The 19,263-nt window shown below is 64.2% G+C and carries 14 protein-coding genes; 5 read left to right on the forward strand and 9 right to left on the reverse strand.

What is annotated here, in order from left to right:
* The first annotated feature begins 114 nt into the window (after positions 1 to 114).
* Genes mfd through C6A77_RS19800 form a run of 3 tightly spaced genes read left to right on the forward strand, consistent with a single transcriptional unit; the run spans position 115 to position 7,489 of the window.
* Positions 115 to 3,564: a transcription-repair coupling factor gene (gene mfd, locus C6A77_RS19790; protein WP_114170989.1), complete on the forward strand. Its 3,450-nt coding sequence runs from the start codon at positions 115 to 117 to the stop codon at positions 3,562 to 3,564.
* A gap of 9 nt (positions 3,565 to 3,573) precedes the next feature.
* Positions 3,574 to 4,146 (forward strand): CsiV family protein, encoded by a 573-nt coding sequence (locus C6A77_RS19795; protein WP_114170990.1) that lies wholly within the window; start codon positions 3,574 to 3,576, stop codon positions 4,144 to 4,146.
* Between the two features lies 1 nt (position 4,147).
* Positions 4,148 to 7,489 carry a DEAD/DEAH box helicase gene (locus C6A77_RS19800; protein WP_114170991.1) on the forward strand — a complete coding sequence of 1,114 codons (3,342 nt, stop codon included), beginning with the start codon at positions 4,148 to 4,150 and terminating at the stop codon, positions 7,487 to 7,489.
* A gap of 196 nt (positions 7,490 to 7,685) precedes the next feature.
* Here C6A77_RS19800 and nagZ read toward each other — a convergent pair whose 3' ends face one another.
* The 3 genes from nagZ to C6A77_RS19820 are packed head-to-tail and all read right to left on the reverse strand — an operon-like array spanning position 7,686 to position 9,985.
* A complete protein-coding gene (nagZ, locus tag C6A77_RS19810; RefSeq protein WP_178082393.1) occupies positions 7,686 to 8,684 on the reverse strand; it encodes a beta-N-acetylhexosaminidase in 999 nt (332 codons plus the stop codon).
* A 22-nt stretch (positions 8,685 to 8,706) separates the two neighbouring features.
* On the reverse strand, positions 8,707 to 9,231 hold the full coding sequence (locus tag C6A77_RS19815; protein WP_114170993.1) for a L,D-transpeptidase: 525 nt from the start codon (positions 9,229 to 9,231) through the stop codon (positions 8,707 to 8,709).
* 40 nt (positions 9,232 to 9,271) lie between these two features.
* Positions 9,272 to 9,985, reverse strand: coding sequence for a TetR/AcrR family transcriptional regulator (locus C6A77_RS19820; protein ID WP_114170994.1), 714 nt, complete (start codon positions 9,983 to 9,985; stop codon positions 9,272 to 9,274).
* 215 nt (positions 9,986 to 10,200) lie between these two features.
* Between C6A77_RS19820 and lexA the strand changes: the two genes are divergently transcribed.
* Both lexA and sulA read left to right on the forward strand, forming a co-directional pair.
* Complete coding sequence (lexA, locus tag C6A77_RS19825) at positions 10,201 to 10,809, forward strand: transcriptional repressor LexA (protein ID WP_114170995.1); 609 nt, start codon at positions 10,201 to 10,203, stop codon at positions 10,807 to 10,809.
* A gap of 13 nt (positions 10,810 to 10,822) precedes the next feature.
* Positions 10,823 to 11,299: an SOS-induced cell division inhibitor SulA gene (gene sulA / locus C6A77_RS19830; RefSeq protein ID WP_114170996.1), complete on the forward strand. Its 477-nt coding sequence runs from the start codon at positions 10,823 to 10,825 to the stop codon at positions 11,297 to 11,299.
* 51 nt (positions 11,300 to 11,350) lie between these two features.
* Here sulA and C6A77_RS19835 read toward each other — a convergent pair whose 3' ends face one another.
* From C6A77_RS19835 to fadB, 6 genes are all read right to left on the reverse strand, one after another.
* A complete protein-coding gene (locus C6A77_RS19835; RefSeq protein WP_003248777.1) occupies positions 11,351 to 11,584 on the reverse strand; it encodes a hypothetical protein in 234 nt (77 codons plus the stop codon).
* A gap of 50 nt (positions 11,585 to 11,634) precedes the next feature.
* Complete coding sequence (locus C6A77_RS19840; protein WP_114170997.1) at positions 11,635 to 12,150, reverse strand: DUF6586 family protein; 516 nt, start codon at positions 12,148 to 12,150, stop codon at positions 11,635 to 11,637.
* 189 nt (positions 12,151 to 12,339) lie between these two features.
* Positions 12,340 to 14,949, reverse strand: a complete 2,610-nt coding sequence (topA, locus tag C6A77_RS19850) for a type I DNA topoisomerase (RefSeq protein WP_114170998.1) — start codon at positions 14,947 to 14,949, stop codon at positions 12,340 to 12,342.
* Between the two features lie 100 nt (positions 14,950 to 15,049).
* Positions 15,050 to 15,301: a DUF1653 domain-containing protein gene (locus tag C6A77_RS19855; RefSeq protein ID WP_114170999.1), complete on the reverse strand. Its 252-nt coding sequence runs from the start codon at positions 15,299 to 15,301 to the stop codon at positions 15,050 to 15,052.
* A gap of 76 nt (positions 15,302 to 15,377) precedes the next feature.
* On the reverse strand, positions 15,378 to 16,553 hold the full coding sequence (gene fadA, locus C6A77_RS19860) for an acetyl-CoA C-acyltransferase FadA (protein WP_114171000.1): 1,176 nt from the start codon (positions 16,551 to 16,553) through the stop codon (positions 15,378 to 15,380).
* Positions 16,554 to 16,584: 31 nt separating this feature from the next.
* Positions 16,585 to 18,732: a fatty acid oxidation complex subunit alpha FadB gene (gene fadB / locus C6A77_RS19865; RefSeq protein WP_114171001.1), complete on the reverse strand. Its 2,148-nt coding sequence runs from the start codon at positions 18,730 to 18,732 to the stop codon at positions 16,585 to 16,587.
* Positions 18,733 to 19,263: the final 531 nt, after the last annotated feature.

The following is a 19,263-nucleotide window of genomic DNA, read 5'->3' on the forward strand; positions in this document are numbered from 1 at the left end:
TGAGCGCCTGTCGCGGCGACGCAAGCCAGCGTTCATGCCCTTTCGAGCCTGACAGCCGGCACCGTCACCGGTACAATCGACCTCTTTGCCGCAACGCTTGGAGTGCAATCTCCCGTGTCAGTTCTGCGCCTACCGCAAATGTCGGCCACGGCCGGCAAACAAACCTGGGGTAATCTACCCGGTGCCGCCCTCAGCCTGGCCATCGCCGAAGCCGCCAGCAGCGCGGGCCGCTTCACTTTGCTGCTGACTGCCGACAGCCAGGCTGCCGATCGTCTGGAACAGGAACTTCGCTTCTTTGCCCCGGACCTGCCGGTGCTGCCGTTCCCCGATTGGGAAACCCTGCCCTACGACCTGTTCTCGCCGCACCAGGACATCATTTCCCAGCGCATCGCCAGCCTCTACCGCCTGCCGGAGCTGAGCCACGGCATCCTCGTGGTGCCGGTGACCACCGCCCTGCACCGCCTGGCGCCGACCCGCTTCCTGCTGGGCAGCAGCCTGGTCCTGGATGTGGGCCAGAAAATCGATGTGGAGCAGATGCGCACGCGCCTGGAGGCCACCGGCTATCGCTGCGTCGACACCGTCTACGAGCATGGCGAGTTCGCCGTGCGCGGCGCGTTGCTCGACCTGTTCCCGATGGGCAGCAAGCTGCCCTACCGCATCGACCTGTTCGATGACGAGATCGAGACACTGCGCACCTTCGACCCCGAGACCCAGCGCTCGATCGACAAGGTCGACTCGGTGCGCCTGCTGCCGGCGCGCGAGTTCCCGATGCAGAAAGACGAAGTGACGCGCTTCAAGGCGCGCTTTCGCGAGCGCTTCGACGTCGACTTCCGCCGCAGCGCGATTTTCCAGGACCTGGCCAGCGGTATCATCCCGGCCGGCATCGAGTACTACCTGCCGCTGTTCTTCGAAGAAACCTCGACCCTGTTCGACTACCTGCCGGCGGACACCCAGGTGTTCTCGCTGCCTGGTGTGGAACAGGCGGCCGAGCACTTCTGGAACGATGTGCGCGGGCGCTATGAAGACCGCCGTGGCGACCTGAGCCGGCCACTGCTGCCGCCGACCGAGCTGTTCCTGCCGGTGGAAGACTGCTTCGCCCGGCTCAAGCAATGGCCGCGGGTGGTGGTCAGCGCCGATGACCTCGACCCGGGCGTGGGCCGCGAGCGCTTCCCGGCGCGCGCCCTGCCCAACCTGGCGATCGAGGCCAAGGCCAGCCAGCCGCTGGCGGAGCTGGCCGGCTTCCTCGACCAGTTCCCCGGTCGCGTGCTGTTCACCGCCGAATCGGCCGGCCGCCGCGAAGTGCTGCTGGAGCTGCTCGAGCGCCTGAAACTGCGCCCCAACACCGTCGATGGCTGGGCCGACTTCATCACCGGCAGCGAGCGCCTGGCGATCACCATCGCGCCGCTGGACGATGGCCTGCTGCTGGACGACCCGGCCATCGCCCTGGTCGCCGAAAGCCCGCTGTTCGGCCAGCGGGTGATGCAGCGCCGGCGCCGCGACAAGCGTGGCGAAACCGCCAACGACGCGGTGATCAAGAACCTCACCGAACTGCGCGAAGGCGCGCCGGTGGTGCACATCGACCACGGTGTCGGCCGCTACCTGGGCCTGGCGACCCTGGAAATCGACGGCCAGGCCGCCGAGTTCCTGACCCTGGAGTACGCCGAAGGGGCCAAGCTGTACGTGCCGGTGGCCAACCTGCACCTGATCGCCCGCTACACCGGCAGCGACGATGCCCTGGCCCCGCTGCACCGGCTGGGCTCGGAGGCCTGGCAGAAGGCCAAGCGCAAGGCCGCCGAACAGGTGCGCGACGTGGCTGCCGAGCTGCTCGACATCTATGCCCGCCGCGCCGCGCGCAAGGGCTATGCCTTCGCCGATCCGTCCGCCGATTACGCCACCTTCAGCGCCGGCTTCCCGTTCGAGGAAACCCCCGACCAGCAAGCCGCCATCGAAGCCGTGCGCGCCGACATGCTGGCGCCCAAGCCGATGGACCGCCTGGTGTGCGGCGACGTCGGCTTCGGCAAGACCGAAGTGGCCATGCGTGCAGCGTTCATCGCCGTGCACAGCGGCCGCCAGGTCGCCGTGCTGGTACCGACCACCCTGCTCGCCCAGCAGCACTACAACAGCTTCCGCGACCGCTTCGCCGACTGGCCGGTGACCGTGGAGGTGATGAGCCGCTTCAAGTCGGCCAAGGAAGTGGCCGCCGCCGCCGCCGACCTCGCCGAAGGCAAGATCGACATCCTCATCGGCACCCACAAGCTGCTGCAGGACGACGTCCGCTTCAAGGACCTGGGCCTGGCCATCATCGACGAAGAACACCGCTTTGGCGTGCGCCAGAAGGAACAGCTGAAGGCGCTGCGCAGCGAGGTGGACATCCTCACCCTCACCGCGACGCCGATCCCGCGTACGCTGAACATGGCAGTGGCGGGCATGCGCGACCTGTCGATCATCGCCACGCCGCCGGCGCGCCGCCTGTCGGTGCGCACCTTCGTCATGGAGCAGAACAAGAGCACGGTCAAGGAAGCCCTGCTGCGCGAGCTGCTGCGCGGCGGCCAGGTGTACTACCTGCACAACGATGTGAAAACCATCGAAAAATGCGCCGCCGACCTCGCCGAACTGGTGCCCGAAGCACGCATCGGCATCGGTCACGGGCAAATGCGCGAGCGCGAGCTGGAACAGGTGATGAGCGACTTCTACCACAAGCGCTTCAACGTGCTGGTGGCTTCGACCATCATCGAAACCGGCATCGACGTGCCCAGCGCCAACACCATCGTCATCGAACGCGCCGACAAGTTCGGCCTGGCCCAGCTGCACCAGCTGCGCGGCCGGGTCGGTCGCAGCCACCACCAGGCCTATGCCTACCTGCTGACGCCCACCCGGCAAAAGGTCAGCGCCGACGCCGAAAAGCGCCTGGAGGCGATCGCCAACACCCAGGACCTCGGCGCCGGCTTCGTGCTGGCCACCAACGACCTGGAAATCCGCGGTGCCGGCGAGCTGTTGGGCGAAGGCCAGAGCGGGCAGATCCAGGCAGTGGGCTTCACCCTGTACATGGAAATGCTCGAACGTGCGGTGAAGGCGATCCGCAAGGGCACCCAGCCCAACCTTGAACAGCCGCTGGGCGGCGGCCCGGAGATCAACCTGCGCCTGCCGGCCCTGATCCCCGAGGACTACCTGCCCGACGTGCACGCGCGGCTGATCCTGTACAAGCGCATTGCCTCGGCCGCCGACGACGAAGGCTTGAAGGACTTGCAGGTGGAGATGATCGACCGCTTCGGCCTGCTGCCGGAACCGACCAAGAACCTGATGCGCCTGACCTCGCTCAAGCTGCACGCAGAAAAGCTCGGCATCAAGAAAGTCGATGCCGGCCCCAACGGCGGCAAGCTCGAGTTCGAGGCCGAGACCCCGGTCGACCCGCTGACGCTGATAAAGCTGATTCAGGGCCAGCCGAAACGCTACAAGTTCGAAGGCGCCACCCAGTTCCGCTTCCTGGTGCCGATGGAACGCCCTGACGAACGCTTCAATACCCTGGAGGCGCTGTTCGAGCGCCTGACCCCACAGCCTGCCTAAGGAAGACCCATGCGTGCCATCCGTTGCCTGACCCTGCTGCTGGCGCTGTTCGCCCCGGCTGCCTTCGCCGAAGGCCTGTATCAGGTAGAAATGATTCTGGTGCGGCAGAACAGCGTGCCCGCCTTCACCAGCCCGTTCGCCCCCGAAGACTGGAGCGCCGGCGCCCCGCGCCTGGCAAAAGACGCCGAGCGGCGCCTGGCGCTGGAGGACGAAGCCACCCGCCTGCAAGCCACCGCCGACTACACCGTGCTGATGCACAAGGCCTGGCAGCAGCAGGTCGGCAGCGAACCCAGCCGCATCGCCCTGGGCGAAGGCAGCGAGCAGTTCGGCCACTTCCCGATCGAAGGCAACCTGAGCATTGCCGAAGGCCGCTTCATCGCGGTCGAGGCCAACTTCTGGGTCAACCAGCTGGACGGCAACGGCAGCGTGCTGCAAAGCGAGCAGTTCAAGCAGAGCAACAGCAACGTCAAGGGTGGCCAGCTGACTTTCCTCGATGGCGGCCACCTGGCCGTGCTGTTGAAGGTGACGCCACCGGGCACGCCGAAGATGCCGGTGATGGACCCGGAGATGATGGAGCAGTGATGTGAGCGAGAGCGATGCACAGTTCTTTGTGCGAGCGCACAACGGCTGGAACCTGGCGTTTGATCGCAAGACGCTGCGGCGCGGTCAGGATTATGCCGATGAGGACAGATGCGAGATCGTGTCGATCCTGGACATGACGATCCGCGCTCAATGCATAGGCTCGAGTGGCCGCACCTACTACCAGCGCATCACACTGGACATGACGGAAGATGGCCTGGAATGCGAGGGCACTTGCTCGTGCCCGGTAGGTGAGAACTGCAAGCATTGCGCCGCCGCTCTTTACCTGTTGGCACAGGGACCGGACTGCCCTGAAGGCATGCAAGAACCTTCGCATCCCTCCCCCGAAACCGCACAGCAGTCGCTGGACCTGCCCCCTGAGCTCGCCCATTGGGTCGAGGCACTGGAGGTGACGACAGAGCCTGCAGAGCCAGCCAAACGCAAAGGCCCCTCGCTCTACTATCTGCTCAGCAACGAGCATGGCCGGTGCATGCTCAGCGTTTTCAAAGGCACCCGGCAAGCTGATGGCCAGCTGAACCTGGGGCGCCCCAGCTCGCTGCCTGAACTGCTCTACTACACACCACGCTATGTAACGGATGAAGACCTGCGCATCCTGAGGTTGGTTGACGCCCTCGGCAAAGATTACAGCCTGCCGATTGCCAGGCTGGAGGGTAAAAAAGGCGCCGAGCTGTACGAGTTCGCACTGGCTAGCGGACGCTTGCTGCTGGGCCACCAAACGCTGTTATCCCCCGGGCCGGCACTCCATGCCGAATTCCGCTGGGTGAGGCTCGACAACGGTAGTTATCGTGGCGCCTGGCAGCACGATGACAAAGTGCTTGATATGGCACTGCCGCTGGACCCTCTCTACTACATCGATACCCGGGCCGGGCTAACCGGCAAGCTCCTGCACGACCTCGACCCCTTCGTGGCCAGCCAGCTGGCCAGCGCACCTACGGTGCCGGAGCATCTGGTCATCCCGCTCAGCCACCGGCTGAACGCGCTGAACCGCCAGGTGCCGACGCCCACAAGTGTGCGCAGTGAAGTGATCGAGCATATTCATCCCAGGCCCCAGCTGACGCTTGGCAGCCTCGAATTCAGCGCCTACATGCCCAAGACCGGCCGCATGCAACGGCAGATGCAACACCGCGCCGCCTTGGCGTTCGACTACGACGGCCTGCGCGCCATAGGCAACGACGAGAAGCCGCTGACCCGCCTGGTAGGTGACACCAGCCAGCGCATCCGCCGCCAGCCCCAGGCCGAACAGGCGCTGCGCAAGGCCCTGCGCGATCTTGGCTTCAAGCCCGCCACCCGGCAAAGCAAGGCCCTGCCCGACAGTGCCGGCGAGATGTACCAGCTGCCCGACGACGAAGCCTGGCTGCGCTTTGCCCGCGAAGGCCTGCCGCGCCTGCGCGAAGCCGGCTGGCACATCGATATCCACCGCGATTTCGCCTTCAACCTGCAGGAGGTGGACGACTGGTACGCCAGCATCGACGAAGCCCCAGGCCATGAGTGGTTCGACCTGGAGCTGGGCATCGTGGTCGACGGCCAGCGCCACAGCCTGCTGCCGATCGTGCTGCAACTGTTGCGCAGCAGCCCGGAGCTGTTGCGCCCCAGCGAACTGGCCCGGCGCAGTGACGACGAGCACCTGCTGATCGACCTCAACCGCGGTCGCCTGGATGCCCCGGCCTTGCGCGTCGCCCTGCCCTATGGCCGCATCAAGGCGGTGATGGGCACCCTGGGCGAGCTGTACCTGCACGAGCAGAGCGCCGGCCCATCGCTACGCCTGGACCGCGCCGACGCCGCGCGCCTGAACGAAATCGAAGGCCTGCCGCTGCACTGGGAAGGCGGCGAGCATGTGCGCGAACTCGGCCGCCGCCTGCGCGATGCCCGCGACCTGCAGGTGGCGCCGCCGACTGGCCTGCAGGCCAGCCTGCGCCCCTATCAACAGCAAGGCCTGAACTGGCTGCAGGCGCTACGCGAGATAGGCACCGGCGGCATCCTTGGCGATGACATGGGCCTGGGCAAGACCCTGCAGGCCCTGGCGCACCTGTTGCTGGAAAAGCAGGCCGGGCGCCTGAACGCACCGGCACTGGCAGTGATGCCGACCAGCCTGATCCCCAACTGGCTCGACGAAGCGCAGCGTTTCGCGCCCGGCTTGCGGGTGCTGGCCCTGCACGGGCCGGGGCGCAGCAAGTATTTCGCCACGCTGCAGGAATACGACCTGGTGCTGACCACCTATGCCCTGCTGCCCCGCGACCTCGAGCAACTGCGCGCCCAGGCCTGGCACCTGCTGGTGCTGGACGAGGCACAGAACATCAAGAGCAGCACCAGCAAGGCCGCCCTCGCCGCTTGCCAGTTGCAGGCCAACCAGCGCCTGTGCCTGACCGGCACGCCAATGGAAAACAACCTGGGCGAACTGTGGTCGATCTTCCACTTCCTGATGCCCGGCTGGCTGGGTGACCTGAAGCGCTTCAACCAGGACTACCGCACACCGATCGAGCGCCATGGCGACGGCGAGCGCATGACCCACCTGGCCAGCCGCATCCGCCCGTTCCTGTTGCGCCGCACCAAGGAGCAGGTGGCCACCGAGCTGCCAGCCAAGACCGAGATGGTGCACTGGGTCGAGCTCAGCGATGCCCAACGCGACACCTACGAAGCCGTGCGGGTGGCCATGGACCAGAAGGTCCGCGAGGAAATCGCCCGCAATGGCGCGGCGCGCAGCCAGATCGTCATCCTCGACGCGCTGCTCAAGCTGCGCCAGGTGTGCTGCGACCTGCGCCTGGTCAAAGGGGTCGAGAGCAAAGGCAGCCAGGCCGACAAGGGCAAGCTGGGTGCGCTGCTGGAAATGCTCGACGAACTGCTCAGCGAAGGCCGCCGGGTGTTGTTGTTCTCGCAATTCACCTCGATGCTGGCGCTGATCGAGCAGGAGCTGCAGAAGCGCAAGATCCGCTACAGCCTGCTGACCGGCGACACGCGTGATCGGCGCACGCCGGTGCGGCAGTTCCAGCAGGGTGACAGCGAAGTGTTCCTGATCAGCCTCAAGGCCGGTGGCGTGGGCCTGAACCTGACAGCGGCGGACACGGTGATCCACTTCGACCCCTGGTGGAACCCGGCCAGCGAGAACCAGGCCACCGACCGCGCCTACCGCATTGGCCAGGACAAGCCGGTGTTCGTGTTCAAGCTGATAACCCGCGGGACGGTGGAAGAGAAAATCCAGCTGTTGCAGCAGGAGAAGGCAGCCTTGGCGGCGAGCCTGCTGGATGGCGGGCAGGCCGGGCAGTGGCGGCTCGGGGATGAGGAAATCGAGGCGCTGTTCGCGCCATTGCCCGGCAAGCGCGGGCGGTAAACCAGAAATCTCTGCCGCCTATACCGGCCCTTTCGCGGGTAAACCCGCTCCCACAGGGTTTGGTGGCGCTTTTGGAGCTGGTGTTTCCCTGTGCTGGCCTCTTCGCGGGCTTGCCCGCTCCCACAGGCATAGCACCACCCTTGAGAGCACTGATATTCCTGTGGGAGCGGGTTCACCCGCGAAGAAGCCAGCGCGGTCAATCGACCAGCTGCGCGTCCTTCAACGCCCCCAACGCCTCCAGCCACCGCGGCTGCTGGCGATAATCGGTGCGCGCGAAACCTTGCCCACGCATCCGCGCGATGCGTGGCGACGGCTTGACCTTCATGCGCTGCGCCGCACTCAGCGCCAGCTCAGCCGCCGCCCGGTCGTTGCACACCAGGCCCATGTCACAGCCAGCGCTCAACGCCGCCTCGATCCGGCTGGCGGCATCGCCGACCACATGCGCACCGGCCATCGACAGGTCATCGCTGAAGATCACCCCGTCAAAGCCCAGCTCGCCACGCAGGATGTCTTGCAGCCAGCGCCGCGAGAAGCCGGCCGGCTGATTGTCGACCTGCGGGTAGATGACATGCGCCGGCATCACCGCCGCCAGTTGCCCGCTCAGGCGGGTGAACGGCACCAGGTCGGCCTGGCGCAGTTGCTCGAGACTGCGCTCGTCGGTCGGGATCGCCACATGCGAGTCTGCTTCGGCCCAGCCATGCCCCGGGAAATGCTTGCCACACGCCGCCATCCCCGCCGCGTTCATGCCACGGATGAACGCCCCGGCCAGTTGCGTGGCGCGCAGCGGGTCACCTTCGAAGGCTCGGCTGCCGACCACGGCGCTGCGCTGGTGGTCGAGGTCGAGCACCGGAGCAAAGCTGAGGTCCAGGCCAACCGCCAGCACCTCGGTGGCCATCAGCCAGCCGCACTGCTCGGCCAGGTACTCGGCATTGTCGTTGTCGGCCAGCGCACGCATGGCCGGCAGGCGCACGAAACCCTGGCGCAGGCGCTGCACGCGGCCACCCTCCTGGTCCACCGCCAGGATCAGGTCGGGGCGGATGGCGCGGATCGACGCGCACAACTCACGCACCTGGCGCGGGCTGTCGATGTTGCGGGCAAAGATGATCAGGCCGGCCACTTCGGGCTGACGCAGCAGTTGCCGATCTTCGGCGGTCAGCCATTTACCGGCGATATCCACCATCAGGGAGCCTTGCAGGCTGACGGTCATGGGTAATCCTTCATTGAAGACTGAGAGAAGCCCACTGGGGGCACGCGGCCTGCTCGATACGCACCGGACAATGGGCCGGTACCCGCTCGAACAGGCTGAGCAAATCGGTGTTGCGCAGGCGTATGCAGCCATGGGACAGCGCTACGCCCATGGGTTCCGTGTCCGGGGTGCCATGCAGGTAGATATAGCGGCGGAAGCTGTCGACCGCGCCCAGGCGGTTGATACCCGGCTCGCAACCACTGAGCCAGAGAATGCGGGTCAGGACCCAGTCGCGCCCGGGATGTTGCGCGTGCAACTGCGCCGACCATACCTCGCCGGTCCAGCGCCGCCCGGCCAATACCGCGTTCAGCGGCAGGCCCGCGCCGATCTTCGCCCGCACCTGGTGCAGGCCACGCGGCGTGCAGCCGGAGCCGTTGCGCTCGCCGGCACCGTTGCGCGCCGTGGACACCGGCAGGCGCACACGCAGCTGCCCACGGGCGAAGCCGTACAGGCACTGATCGGCAAGAGAAATGTGCAGGAGGTCGAGATCGGGCATGGGCGCTAGCTTAGCCGAAGCGCCCCGCCCCGCCCAGCCTTCAGGCCTTGGCGGTGGTCGCGCTGGTGCCGCTCTTGCTGCGCGGGCGCAGTTGCGCGCTGGCCATGGCATGGTCGGTGACGCCGCTGTCGGCGCGCATGCCGGCGGCGAGGAACGGCACCATCAGGCGCATCACCTGTTCGATCGAGGTGTTGATGCCGAAGTCGGTTTCGGCAATCGCCCGCAGGGCCTTGATACCGGACATGCTGAACGCTGCGGCGCCGAGCATGAAGTGCACCCGCCAGAACAGCTCCAGCGGCGGAATACGGGGCGCCGCCTCGTTGACCAGCAGCATGTAGCGGCGGAACACCTTGCCGTACATGTCCTCCAGGTAACGCCGCAGGTGGCCCTGGCTCTGGCTGAAGGCCAGACCCAGCAGGCGCATGAAGATCGACAGGTCGTTGTTGCTGCGCGGCTGCACCGCCAGGGCCTGCTCCACCAGCATTTCCAGCAGCTCTTCGAGGCTGGGCTTGTGCTCCGGCCTGGCCTGGCGCCGCTCCAGTTCACGTTCCAGGCTGGCGCAGAACGGCCCGAGGAAGCGCGAGAACACCGCCTGGATCAGGGCCTTCTTGGAGCCGAAGTGATAGTTGACCGCTGCCAGGTTGACCCCGGCCTTGCTGGTAATCAGACGCAACGAGGTTTCGGCGAACCCCCTTTCCGCGAACAGCTGCTCGGCAGCATCGAGAATGCGTTCAACGGTTTCCGATTGGGCCATGACTACTCCGACTACTCCGCCAGACAAACAGGTGTTTGAAACATACGTTTCAGCCCTGCTTCTGTCAAGGCTCGGTGACTGGTCGGTCGCCATTTAAAAGCCCCCGGCGGCCAGCTGCAAGCGCCTTTCCTGCTGTTTATCGAAGGTTTTGGCTTGCAGCGCATCCAGTACTGTATATAATCCCAGTCACTGTACAAAAAGACAGAGCGCTCCCCATGTTGAAACTGACGCCACGCCAAGCCGAAATTCTCGCGTTCATCAAGCGCTGCCTGGAAGACAACGGCTTTCCGCCAACGCGCGCCGAAATCGCTCAGGAGCTGGGCTTCAAGTCGCCCAATGCCGCCGAGGAGCACCTCAAGGCCCTTGCCCGCAAGGGTGCGATCGAGATGACCCCGGGCGCCTCCCGCGGCATTCGCATCCCCGGCCTGGAAGCCAAGGCCGAAGAAAGCGGCCTGCCGATCATCGGCCGGGTTGCCGCCGGTGCGCCGATCCTCGCCGAACAGCACATCGAGCAATCCTGCAACATCAGCCCCGACTTCTTCCACCCCCAGGCCGACTACCTGCTGCGCGTGCACGGCATGAGCATGAAGGACGTCGGCATCTTCGACGGCGACCTGCTGGCGGTTCATACCTGCCGCGAAGCCCGCAACGGCCAGATCGTCGTGGCGCGTATCGGCGACGAAGTCACGGTCAAGCGCTTCAAGCGTGAAGGCAGCAAGGTCTGGCTGCTTGCCGAAAACCCCGAATTCGCCCCTATCGAAGTCGACCTGAAAGAACAGGAGCTGGTGATCGAGGGCTTGAGCGTCGGCGTCATTCGCCGCTGATCCAGGAGGCGTCATGCAGCAGTTCATTCACGCACCCGAGCAAGCCCAGTTGCCATTGTTCGAAGCATTCCTCGCACAGCCCGTACTGCCTGGCCTGAAAGCCAGCGAAGTGGCGCGCAAGAGCAGCCAGCCCGAGCTGTTCAGCGAACTGTCCTTGCGCGGAGCCGCCGGGCACTGCCAAAGCCTGCTGGCGCCGGTACTGCGCGAACTGAGCGAAGAGGACGAGACCCGCTGGCTGACCCTGATCGCCCCGCCGTCCAGCCTGACCCAGGCCTGGCTGCGCGACGCCGGGCTCAACCGTGAACGTATCCTGCTGCTGCAACCTCGCGGCAATCAAAGCCCGCTGCAACTGGCCTGCGAAGCCTTGCGCCTGGGCCGCAGCCACACCGTGGTCAGCTGGCTGGGCAACGTCAACGCCACTGCACGCCAGCAATTGCTGCGCGCTGCCAGTGCCGGAAACGCACAAAGCCTGAACATCCGCCTCGGCTAATGTTCAGGCTTTGCCTGTAAAACTGCATGAAACCTGATGCCTGCTGCACGCTCAGTGCAGCACGCGCGGCCCTTCATCACGCTCAAGCTCACCATCCATCAGACGACCGGCCATCTGCACGCCCACGCTGAGCATGGCCTTGGCCACTTCCACATGCTGACCCTGCAGGAACACCTTGGCGTCTTCCGAAAAATCCAGGGTTACCAGAGAGCCCTCATCCTCGGCGCGACGCAGTTCGATGCGGCCATCGGGCAACTCGACAATTTCCAGAAACGACGTAGACATAAATGGCAGTTCTCCGCGAAAGGCCAGTATTGTACCAGCCGCAGCGGCTATCAGCACTCACTCAACGCGTCGCGGAAACGTCTCACCAAGCCTTTGAGGTTGCTGCGCCAGCTTTCCAGCTCGGCACGCGACAGTGCCGGATGCTCCGGTTCATCAAGGTTGACTGCCTGGATCAGGGGCTGGGTGACGTCGGTTTTCGGTGTTTTTTTCGCGACCGGTGGTCGGAACAAATCGGCATAAGCACCAAGCATTTGCGCCAGCCAGGTTTCGCGCTGGCGGGCCAGTTCCAGCAGCTCGGCCACTTCCGGAATGGCGATACCGTTAAGGGCGTCATCGGCCAGGGCTTGCTCGACCGTGGCCACCGCTGGCAGGCGGTAGAAGCCACCGATTTCATGGCACAGGCCCAACAGTGCGCCATACAGGTGGAACAGCGCCGACTCGCGTTCAGCCTGCACCAGGCCCTGGGCGTTCATGGCCTGGCTTTGCTCAGCCTTGGCCATGGATTCCAGGGCGAGGCCGGCGAAGAACAGTTTCTGGTTGGTGCGGGTGTAGAGTTCCTGGGCCATTTCAGTGCCCTCCCATGAGGCTGCTAGGCGGATAGCTGCATCATAAATGATTGGGGCCGCTTTGCGCCCCTTCGCGGGCTCGCCCGCTCCCACAGAGATTGCATCAAGCCTGAGGCCTGCGCCGTACCCGTGGGAGCGGGCAAGCCCGCGAAGGGGCGCGAAGCGGCCCCCAATTACAGCACTGAAGAATCAGCGCTTGTCTTCAACCTTCCACGCACCACCGTCGTAGAACGCCTTCCACCCCGTCGGCTTGCCATCGACCTCGGATTGCACGTACTGCTCCTTGGTCTTGCGGCTGTAGCGGATCACCGCAGGGCGGCCGTCCGGGTCTTTCTGTGGCGCATCGCACAGGAAGTGGTACTTCGGGTCGATCTCGTGCTTGTGCGGCACGATCTCCAACACCAGCGGCGCACGGGTCTCGCGGTTTTTCGGGAACTGGCTGGCAGCCAGGAACAGCCCGGAAGCGCCATCACGCAGCACGTAGGTGTCGTCGACCTTTTCGCACTTGAGCTCGGGCATGTCCACCTTGTCCATCTTCGGTGGTGCCGCCTCGCCGCTCTTGAGCAGCTTGCGGGTGTTCTTGCAGGCCGGGTTGGTGCAACCGAAGAACTTGCCGAAACGGCCCGTCTTCAACTGCATTTCGCTGCCGCACTTGTCGCATTCCAGGCTCGGCCCTTCATAACCCTTGATGCGGTAGTTGCCTTCCTCGATTTCGTAGCCGGCGCAATCCGGGTTGTTACCGCAGATGTGCAGCTTGTGCTTCTCGTCCAGCAGGTAGGCGTCCATCGCCGTGGCGCAGATCGGGCAGCGGTGCTTGCCCAGCAGCACGCGGGATTCCGATTCGCCTTCGTCGTCCGCCGCGATCTCGTCACCCGGCACCAGGTTGACGGTGGCCTTGCAGCGCTCTTTCGGTGGCAGGCTGTAGCCCGAGCAACCGAGGAACACACCAGTCGAAGCGGTGCGGATCATCATTGGCCGGCCACATTCCTTGCACGGAATGTTGGTCATGGTCGGCTGGTTGGCGCGCATGCCGTCTTCGCTGGACTCGGCGGTCTGCAGCTTCTTGCTGAAGTCGCCGTAGAACTCGTCGAGCACGTTCTTCCAGTCACGCTCGCCCTGGGCCACATCGTCGAGGTTCTCTTCCATGTCGGCGGTAAAGCCGTAGTCCATCAGGTTGGAGAAGCTCTCGGACAGGCGCTCGGTGACGATGTCGCCCATTTTCTCGGAGTAGAAGCGGCGGTTGTGCAGGGTTACGTAGCCACGGTCCTGGATGGTCGAAATGATCGCCGCGTAGGTCGACGGGCGGCCGATGCCGCGCTTTTCCATTTCCTTGACCAGGCTGGCTTCGGTGAAGCGCGCCGGTGGCTTGGTGAAGTGCTGGCTCGGGTCGATCTGGATCAGCTTCAGCGCTTCGCCCTGGACCATCTCCGGCAGCACATCGTCTTCACCTGGCTTGCTCTGCTGGGGCAGTACACGGGTATAACCGTCGAACTTGAGGATACGGCCCTTGGCACGCAGCTCGAAGTCGCCTGCGGCCACCGTGACGCTGGTGGACAGGTACTGCGCCGGCGGCATCTGGCAGGCCAGGAACTGGCGCCAGATCAGCTCGTACAGGCGCTCGGCGTCGCGCTCCATGCCACTGAGCTTGCTCGGGTGGGTGTTCACATCGGAAGGACGAATCGCTTCGTGCGCTTCCTGGGCGCCTTCCTTGCTGCCGTACACCAGCGGTGCTTCCGGCAGGTACTGCTTGCCGAACTCGCGCTCGATGTAGCTGCGCGCCATGTCCAGGGCGTCGGCCGACAGGTTGGTCGAGTCGGTACGCATGTAGGTGATGTAGCCGGCTTCATACAAGCGCTGGGCCATCATCATGGTTTTCTTCACGCCGAAGCCCAGGCGGTTACTGGCCGCCTGCTGCAGGGTGGAAGTAATGAACGGTGCCGACGGCTTGCTGCTGGTCGGGCGGTCTTCGCGCTTGACCACGCTGTAACTGGAAGCCTTGAGCTTGTCCAGCGCGGCCATGGCCTGGGCTTCGTTCAGCGGCTTGAAGGCCTCGCCCTTCTCGCGCGCTACCTCGAAACGCACCTTGGCGTTCTTGGCAGTGCCGAGGTCGGCATGGATTTCCCAGTATTCTTCCGGGTTGAACGCGCGGATTTCGCGCTCGCGCTCCACCACCAGCTTCACCGCCACCGACTGCACACGGCCGGCGGACAGGCCACGGGCGATCTTGGCCCACAGCAGCGGCGAGACCATGTAGCCGACCACGCGGTCGAGGAAACGCCGCGCCTGCTGGGCGTTGACCCGGTCGATATCCAGCTCGCCCGGCTGCGAGAAGGCATCCTGGATGGCCTTCTTGGTAATTTCGTTGAACACCACGCGCTTGTAGCGGGTGTCGTCGCCGCCGATGGCTTCGCGCAGGTGCCAGGCAATGGCCTCCCCTTCGCGGTCCAAGTCGGTTGCGAGATAGATGGTGTCGGCGTCCTTGGCCAGGCGGCGCAGCTCTTCGATCACCTTTTCCTTGCCAGGCAGGATCTCGTACTTGGCCTTCCAGCCATGGTCGGGATCGACGCCCATGCGTGCGACCAGCTGGCGGCGCGCCTTTTCTTTCGGCGAAAGCGCCGGTGCCTCACCCGCGGCCTTGCCACGCTTGGCGGCAGGCTCTTTGCTGGCGCTGGCCGAACCGCTGGTGGGGAGGTCTCGGATATGGCCGATACTCGACTTCACCACGTACTGGTTGCCCAGGTACTTGTTGATGGTCTTGGCCTTGGCCGGGGATTCCACAATGACCAGCGATTTGCCCATGGATCGGAGTATTCCTGAATCTGAAGATGAAAAACGCGTCAGGTGCCGCACGCGGCACCGCTATATATAGTGGCAAAAGTGTGAGGTCAAGTTCGGACTGTCACTCGGGCGCCTTGCCTGACACCCCGGGCAACCCTTCTTCGGCCTTGACCAAAGCAAAGCGTGGCACCTGCTCGCCGTCAACCTCGACGGACTCCAGGAACATCGAAAGTGGCCGTACCCAGAAGCTGTAATCACCATACAGGCATTGGTAGAACACCATCCACTCTTCGCTCTCGGAGTGCCGCGCAACACTGAAGACACGGTACTCAGGCCCTTTGTAATGCCGGTATACGCCTGGTTGTATCTGCATGTTGCCAGCCCTCCTGAAATAAACCTGAAAAAACAAAACCGGGGCACAAGGCCCCGGTCGCTGTCAGCCGATGCGATCAGACGCGTTCGAAGACAGTGGTGATACCTTGGCCGAGGCCGACGCACATGGTCGCCACCCCCAGGGTACCGCCATTTTGCTTCATGACGTTGAGCAGGGTGCCGGAAATGCGTGCCCCGGAGCAACCGAACGGGTGGCCCAAGGCAATCGCGCCGCCGTGCAGGTTAACCTTCTCATCCATCTTGTCGAGCACTTTCAAGTCTTTCAGCACTGGCAGGGCCTGTGCAGCGAAGGCTTCGTTGAGCTCGATGAAGTCGATGTCGGCCATGCTCAGGCCGGCACGCTTGAGGGCTTTCTGGGTCGATGGCACCGGGCCGTAACCCATGATCGCCGGGTCGACACCGGCAACCGCCATGGCCCGGATGACCGCCAGCGGCTGGATACCCAGGTCCATGGCACGCTGGCCGGACATGACGATCATGCACGATGCACCGTCGGTGATCTGCGACGAGGTACCGGCAGTGACGGTGCCGCCTTTCGGGTTGAACGCCGGCTTGAGCGACGCCAGGCCTTCGAGGGTGGTTTCCGGGCGAATGGTTTCGTCGAAATCGAACACCTTCAGGAAGCCGTTCTCGTCATAACCCTGCATCGGGATGATCTCGTCCTTGAACTTGCCTTCGACCGTGGCCTTGTGCGCCAGCTGGTGCGAACGCAGGCCGAACAGGTCCTGCTGCTCACGGCTGATGCCGTGCATCTTGCCGAGCATTTCCGCAGTCAGGCCCATCATCCCGGAAGCCTTGGCGGCATGCAAGGACAGGTGCGGGTTGGGGTCGACGCCGTGCATCATGCTGACGTGGCCCATGTGCTCCACGCCACCGACCACGAACACATCACCGTTGCCGGTCATGATCGCCTGGGCGGCAGTGTGCAGCGCGCTCATCGACGAGCCGCACAGGCGGCTGACGGTCTGCGCCGCCGAGGTGTGCGGGATCGGGGTCATCAGCGAGGCCATGCGGGCGATGTTCCAGCCCTGCTCGAGGGTCTGGTTGACGCAGCCCCAGATCACATCCTCGACTTCTTTCGGGTCGACCTTGTCGTTGCGTTCCAGCAGCTTGCTGATCAGGTGCGCCGACATGTCTTCGGCACGGGTATTACGGTGCATGCCACCCTTGGAGCGGCCCATCGGCGTGCGACCGAAGTCGACAATCACCACGTCTCTTGGATTCAGGCTCATATCAAATCTCTCGCTCTAGCTCGTTGACCGCTCAGTTGAAGAAGCGCTGGCCGTTCTTGGCCATTTCACGCAGCTTGGCGGTCGGGTGGTACAGCGGCCCCAGGTCAGCGTACTGATCGGCCAGGGCGACGAATTCGGCCACACCGATCGAGTCGATATAGCGCAGCGCACCACCGCGGAAAGGAGGGAAACCGATGCCATAGACCAGGCCCATGTCGGCTTCGGCGGCGGTTTCGACGATGCCGTCCTCCAGGCAGCGCACGGTCTCCAGGCACAGCGGAATCATCATCCAGTTGATGATGTCTTCGTCGCTGACTTCACGCTGTTCGAAGACGATCGGCTTGAGCACTTCCAGCACGCTGGCATCGACGACCTTCTTCGGCTTGCCGCGCTTGTCGGTTTCGTAGGCGTAGAAGCCCTTGCCGTTCTTCTGGCCCAGGCGGTTGGCCTCGTACAAGGCGTCGACTGCCGAGCGGCGCTCATCCTTCATGCGGTCCGGGAAGCCCTCGGCCATCACATCGCGGCCGTGGTGGCCGGTGTCGATGCCGACCACGTCCATCAGGTAGGCCGGGCCCATCGGCCAGCCGAACTTTTCCATGACCTTGTCGATCCGCACGAAGTCGACACCGGCGCTGACCAGCTTGGCGAAACCGCCGAAGTACGGGAACAGCACGCGGTTGACCAGGAAGCCCGGGCAGTCGTTGACCACGATCGGGTTCTTGCCCATCTTCTTGGCATAGGCCACGGTGGTGGCGACTGCCACTTCACTGGACTTCTCGCCACGGATCACTTCCACCAGCGGCATCATGTGCACCGGGTTGAAGAAGTGCATGCCGACGAAGTTTTCCGGGCGCTTGAGCGCCTTGGCCAGCAGGTTGATGGAGATGGTCGAGGTGTTGGAGGCGAGGATCGCATCGTCCTTCACCTGGCCTTCGACCTCGGCCAGCACGGCCTGCTTCACTTTCGGGTTCTCGACCACTGCCTCGACGACGATGTCGACATTGGCGAAGTCGCCATAGGACAGGGTCGGGCGAATGGCGTTGAGTGCCTCGGCCATCTTGGCCGGGGTCAGGCGGCCCTTCTCGACGCGGTTGCCGAGCAGCTTGGAGGCCTCGTTCAGGCCCAGCTGGATGGCTTCCTCGCGGATGTCCTTCATCAGGATCGGGGTGCCCTTGACCGCCGACTGGTAGGCGATGCCGCCGCCCATGATGCCGGCGCCGAGCACGGCGGCCTGCTTCACATCGTGGGCGATTTCGTCGTGGGCCTTGGCCTTGCGCTTGAGTTCCTGGTCGTTGAGGAACAAGCCGATCAGGCTTTGCGCGACCGAGGTCTTGGCCAGCTTGGCGAAGCCTGCTGCTTCCACTTCCAGGGCTTTGTCACGGCCGAAGTTGGCGGCCTTCTGGATGGTCTTGATAGCCTCGACCGGGGCCGGGTAGTTCGGGCCGGCCTGGCCGGCGACGAAGCCCTTGGCGGTCTCGAAGGCCATCATCTGTTCGATGGCGTTGAGCTTGAGCTTTTCCAGCTTGGGCTGGCGCTTGGCCTTGTAGTCCAGCTCGCCACTGATGGCGCGCTTGATCAGGTCGATGGCACCGGCCATCAGCAGTTCGGGGGCGACCACGGCATCGACGGCGCCGACTTTCAGGGCGTCTTCGGCACGGTTTTCCTTGCCGGCAGCGATCCACTCGACGGCGTTGTCCGAACCGATCAGACGCGGCAGGCGCACGGTACCACCGAAGCCCGGGTAGATACCCAGTTTGACTTCCGGCAGGCCGATCTTGGCGCTGCTGGACATGACCCGGTAGTCGGCGGCCAGGCACATTTCCAGGCCGCCACCCAGGGCGATGCCGTTGATGGCGGCAACGGTCGGCACTTCGAGGTCTTCAAAGGCGTTGAAGATGCGGTTGGCTTCCAGGTTGCCGGCGACCAGTTCGGCCTCGGGCAGCTTGAAGTTGTCGACGAACTCGGTGATGTCGGCGCCGACGATGAACACGTCCTTGCCACTGCTGACGATCACGCCTTTGACCGAGGCATCGGCCTGGATGGCATCGACGGCCTGGCGCAGCTCGTTCAGGGTCAGGCGATTGAACTTGTTGACGGACTCACCCTTGAGGTCGAACTTGAGCTCGACGATGCCACTTTCAAGAGCCTTAACCGTGATGGCTTTACCTTCGTAAATCATCAACTGATCTCCACGATATGGAAGCTGAACTGTACACGCCGATCGCTGCAGCAAAAGCAGGCCTAGCTGCCCTGCCCCAGGCACACCCGTCAGCGCGCTAGTCGGAAGTATGGCTTGGCGTCATGACAAACAAACGCTCAATTCATACGCCCGTTTGATTTGGGTGTGCACACATTCTCCGAAAAGATCGGCGTTGTCAAATGCTCGCAAGCGAGGTGAAAACGCGACTTTCCGGTCATTTTGTATCGTCCGGGTAGAAAACATGATGTCCGTGATTGCTGGCCATTCATGTCAGCGATTGACCACCGTCGTTGCGACAGCGCTGCATCTTTTTCGCTTGCGCGGCGACCTTGGCCGGCTACACTGCCAATTGCTTGAATACATACCCGGCCTGCCTGGCCTTTTCTGCGCAGCAGAACGCAAAGCGGCGACTTGGCACCCCACCCCTTCAGGGGGAAGCCAAGCCGCCGCTTTGTCGTTAATGCCCTGGAAGACGCCGCAGCCCTGTGGGAGCGGGCGTGCCCGCGAAGA

The organism is Pseudomonas sp. AFG_SD02_1510_Pfu_092, assembly GCF_003331055.1.
In the GTDB taxonomy this organism is placed as follows: Bacteria; Pseudomonadota; Gammaproteobacteria; order Pseudomonadales; family Pseudomonadaceae; genus Aquipseudomonas.

What these genes read in the sequence shown, in the direction of transcription:
- C6A77_RS19795 (WP_114170990.1), top strand. Translation starts at nt 3,574, where the DNA reads ATGCGTGCCATCCGTTGCCTGACCCTGCTGCTGGCGCTGTTCGCCCCG.
- C6A77_RS19815 (WP_114170993.1), bottom strand. Translation starts at nt 9,231, where the DNA reads ATGCCCGATCTCGACCTCCTGCACATTTCTCTTGCCGATCAGTGCCTG.
- C6A77_RS19820 (WP_114170994.1), bottom strand. Translation starts at nt 9,985, where the DNA reads ATGGCCCAATCGGAAACCGTTGAACGCATTCTCGATGCTGCCGAGCAG.
- lexA (WP_114170995.1), top strand. Translation starts at nt 10,201, where the DNA reads ATGTTGAAACTGACGCCACGCCAAGCCGAAATTCTCGCGTTCATCAAG.
- sulA (WP_114170996.1), top strand. Translation starts at nt 10,823, where the DNA reads ATGCAGCAGTTCATTCACGCACCCGAGCAAGCCCAGTTGCCATTGTTC.
- C6A77_RS19835 (WP_003248777.1), bottom strand. Translation starts at nt 11,584, where the DNA reads ATGTCTACGTCGTTTCTGGAAATTGTCGAGTTGCCCGATGGCCGCATC.
- C6A77_RS19840 (WP_114170997.1), bottom strand. Translation starts at nt 12,150, where the DNA reads ATGGCCCAGGAACTCTACACCCGCACCAACCAGAAACTGTTCTTCGCC.
- topA (WP_114170998.1), bottom strand. Translation starts at nt 14,949, where the DNA reads ATGGGCAAATCGCTGGTCATTGTGGAATCCCCGGCCAAGGCCAAGACC.
- C6A77_RS19855 (WP_114170999.1), bottom strand. Translation starts at nt 15,301, where the DNA reads ATGCAGATACAACCAGGCGTATACCGGCATTACAAAGGGCCTGAGTAC.
- fadA (WP_114171000.1), bottom strand. Translation starts at nt 16,553, where the DNA reads ATGAGCCTGAATCCAAGAGACGTGGTGATTGTCGACTTCGGTCGCACG.
- fadB (WP_114171001.1), bottom strand. Translation starts at nt 18,732, where the DNA reads ATGATTTACGAAGGTAAAGCCATCACGGTTAAGGCTCTTGAAAGTGGC.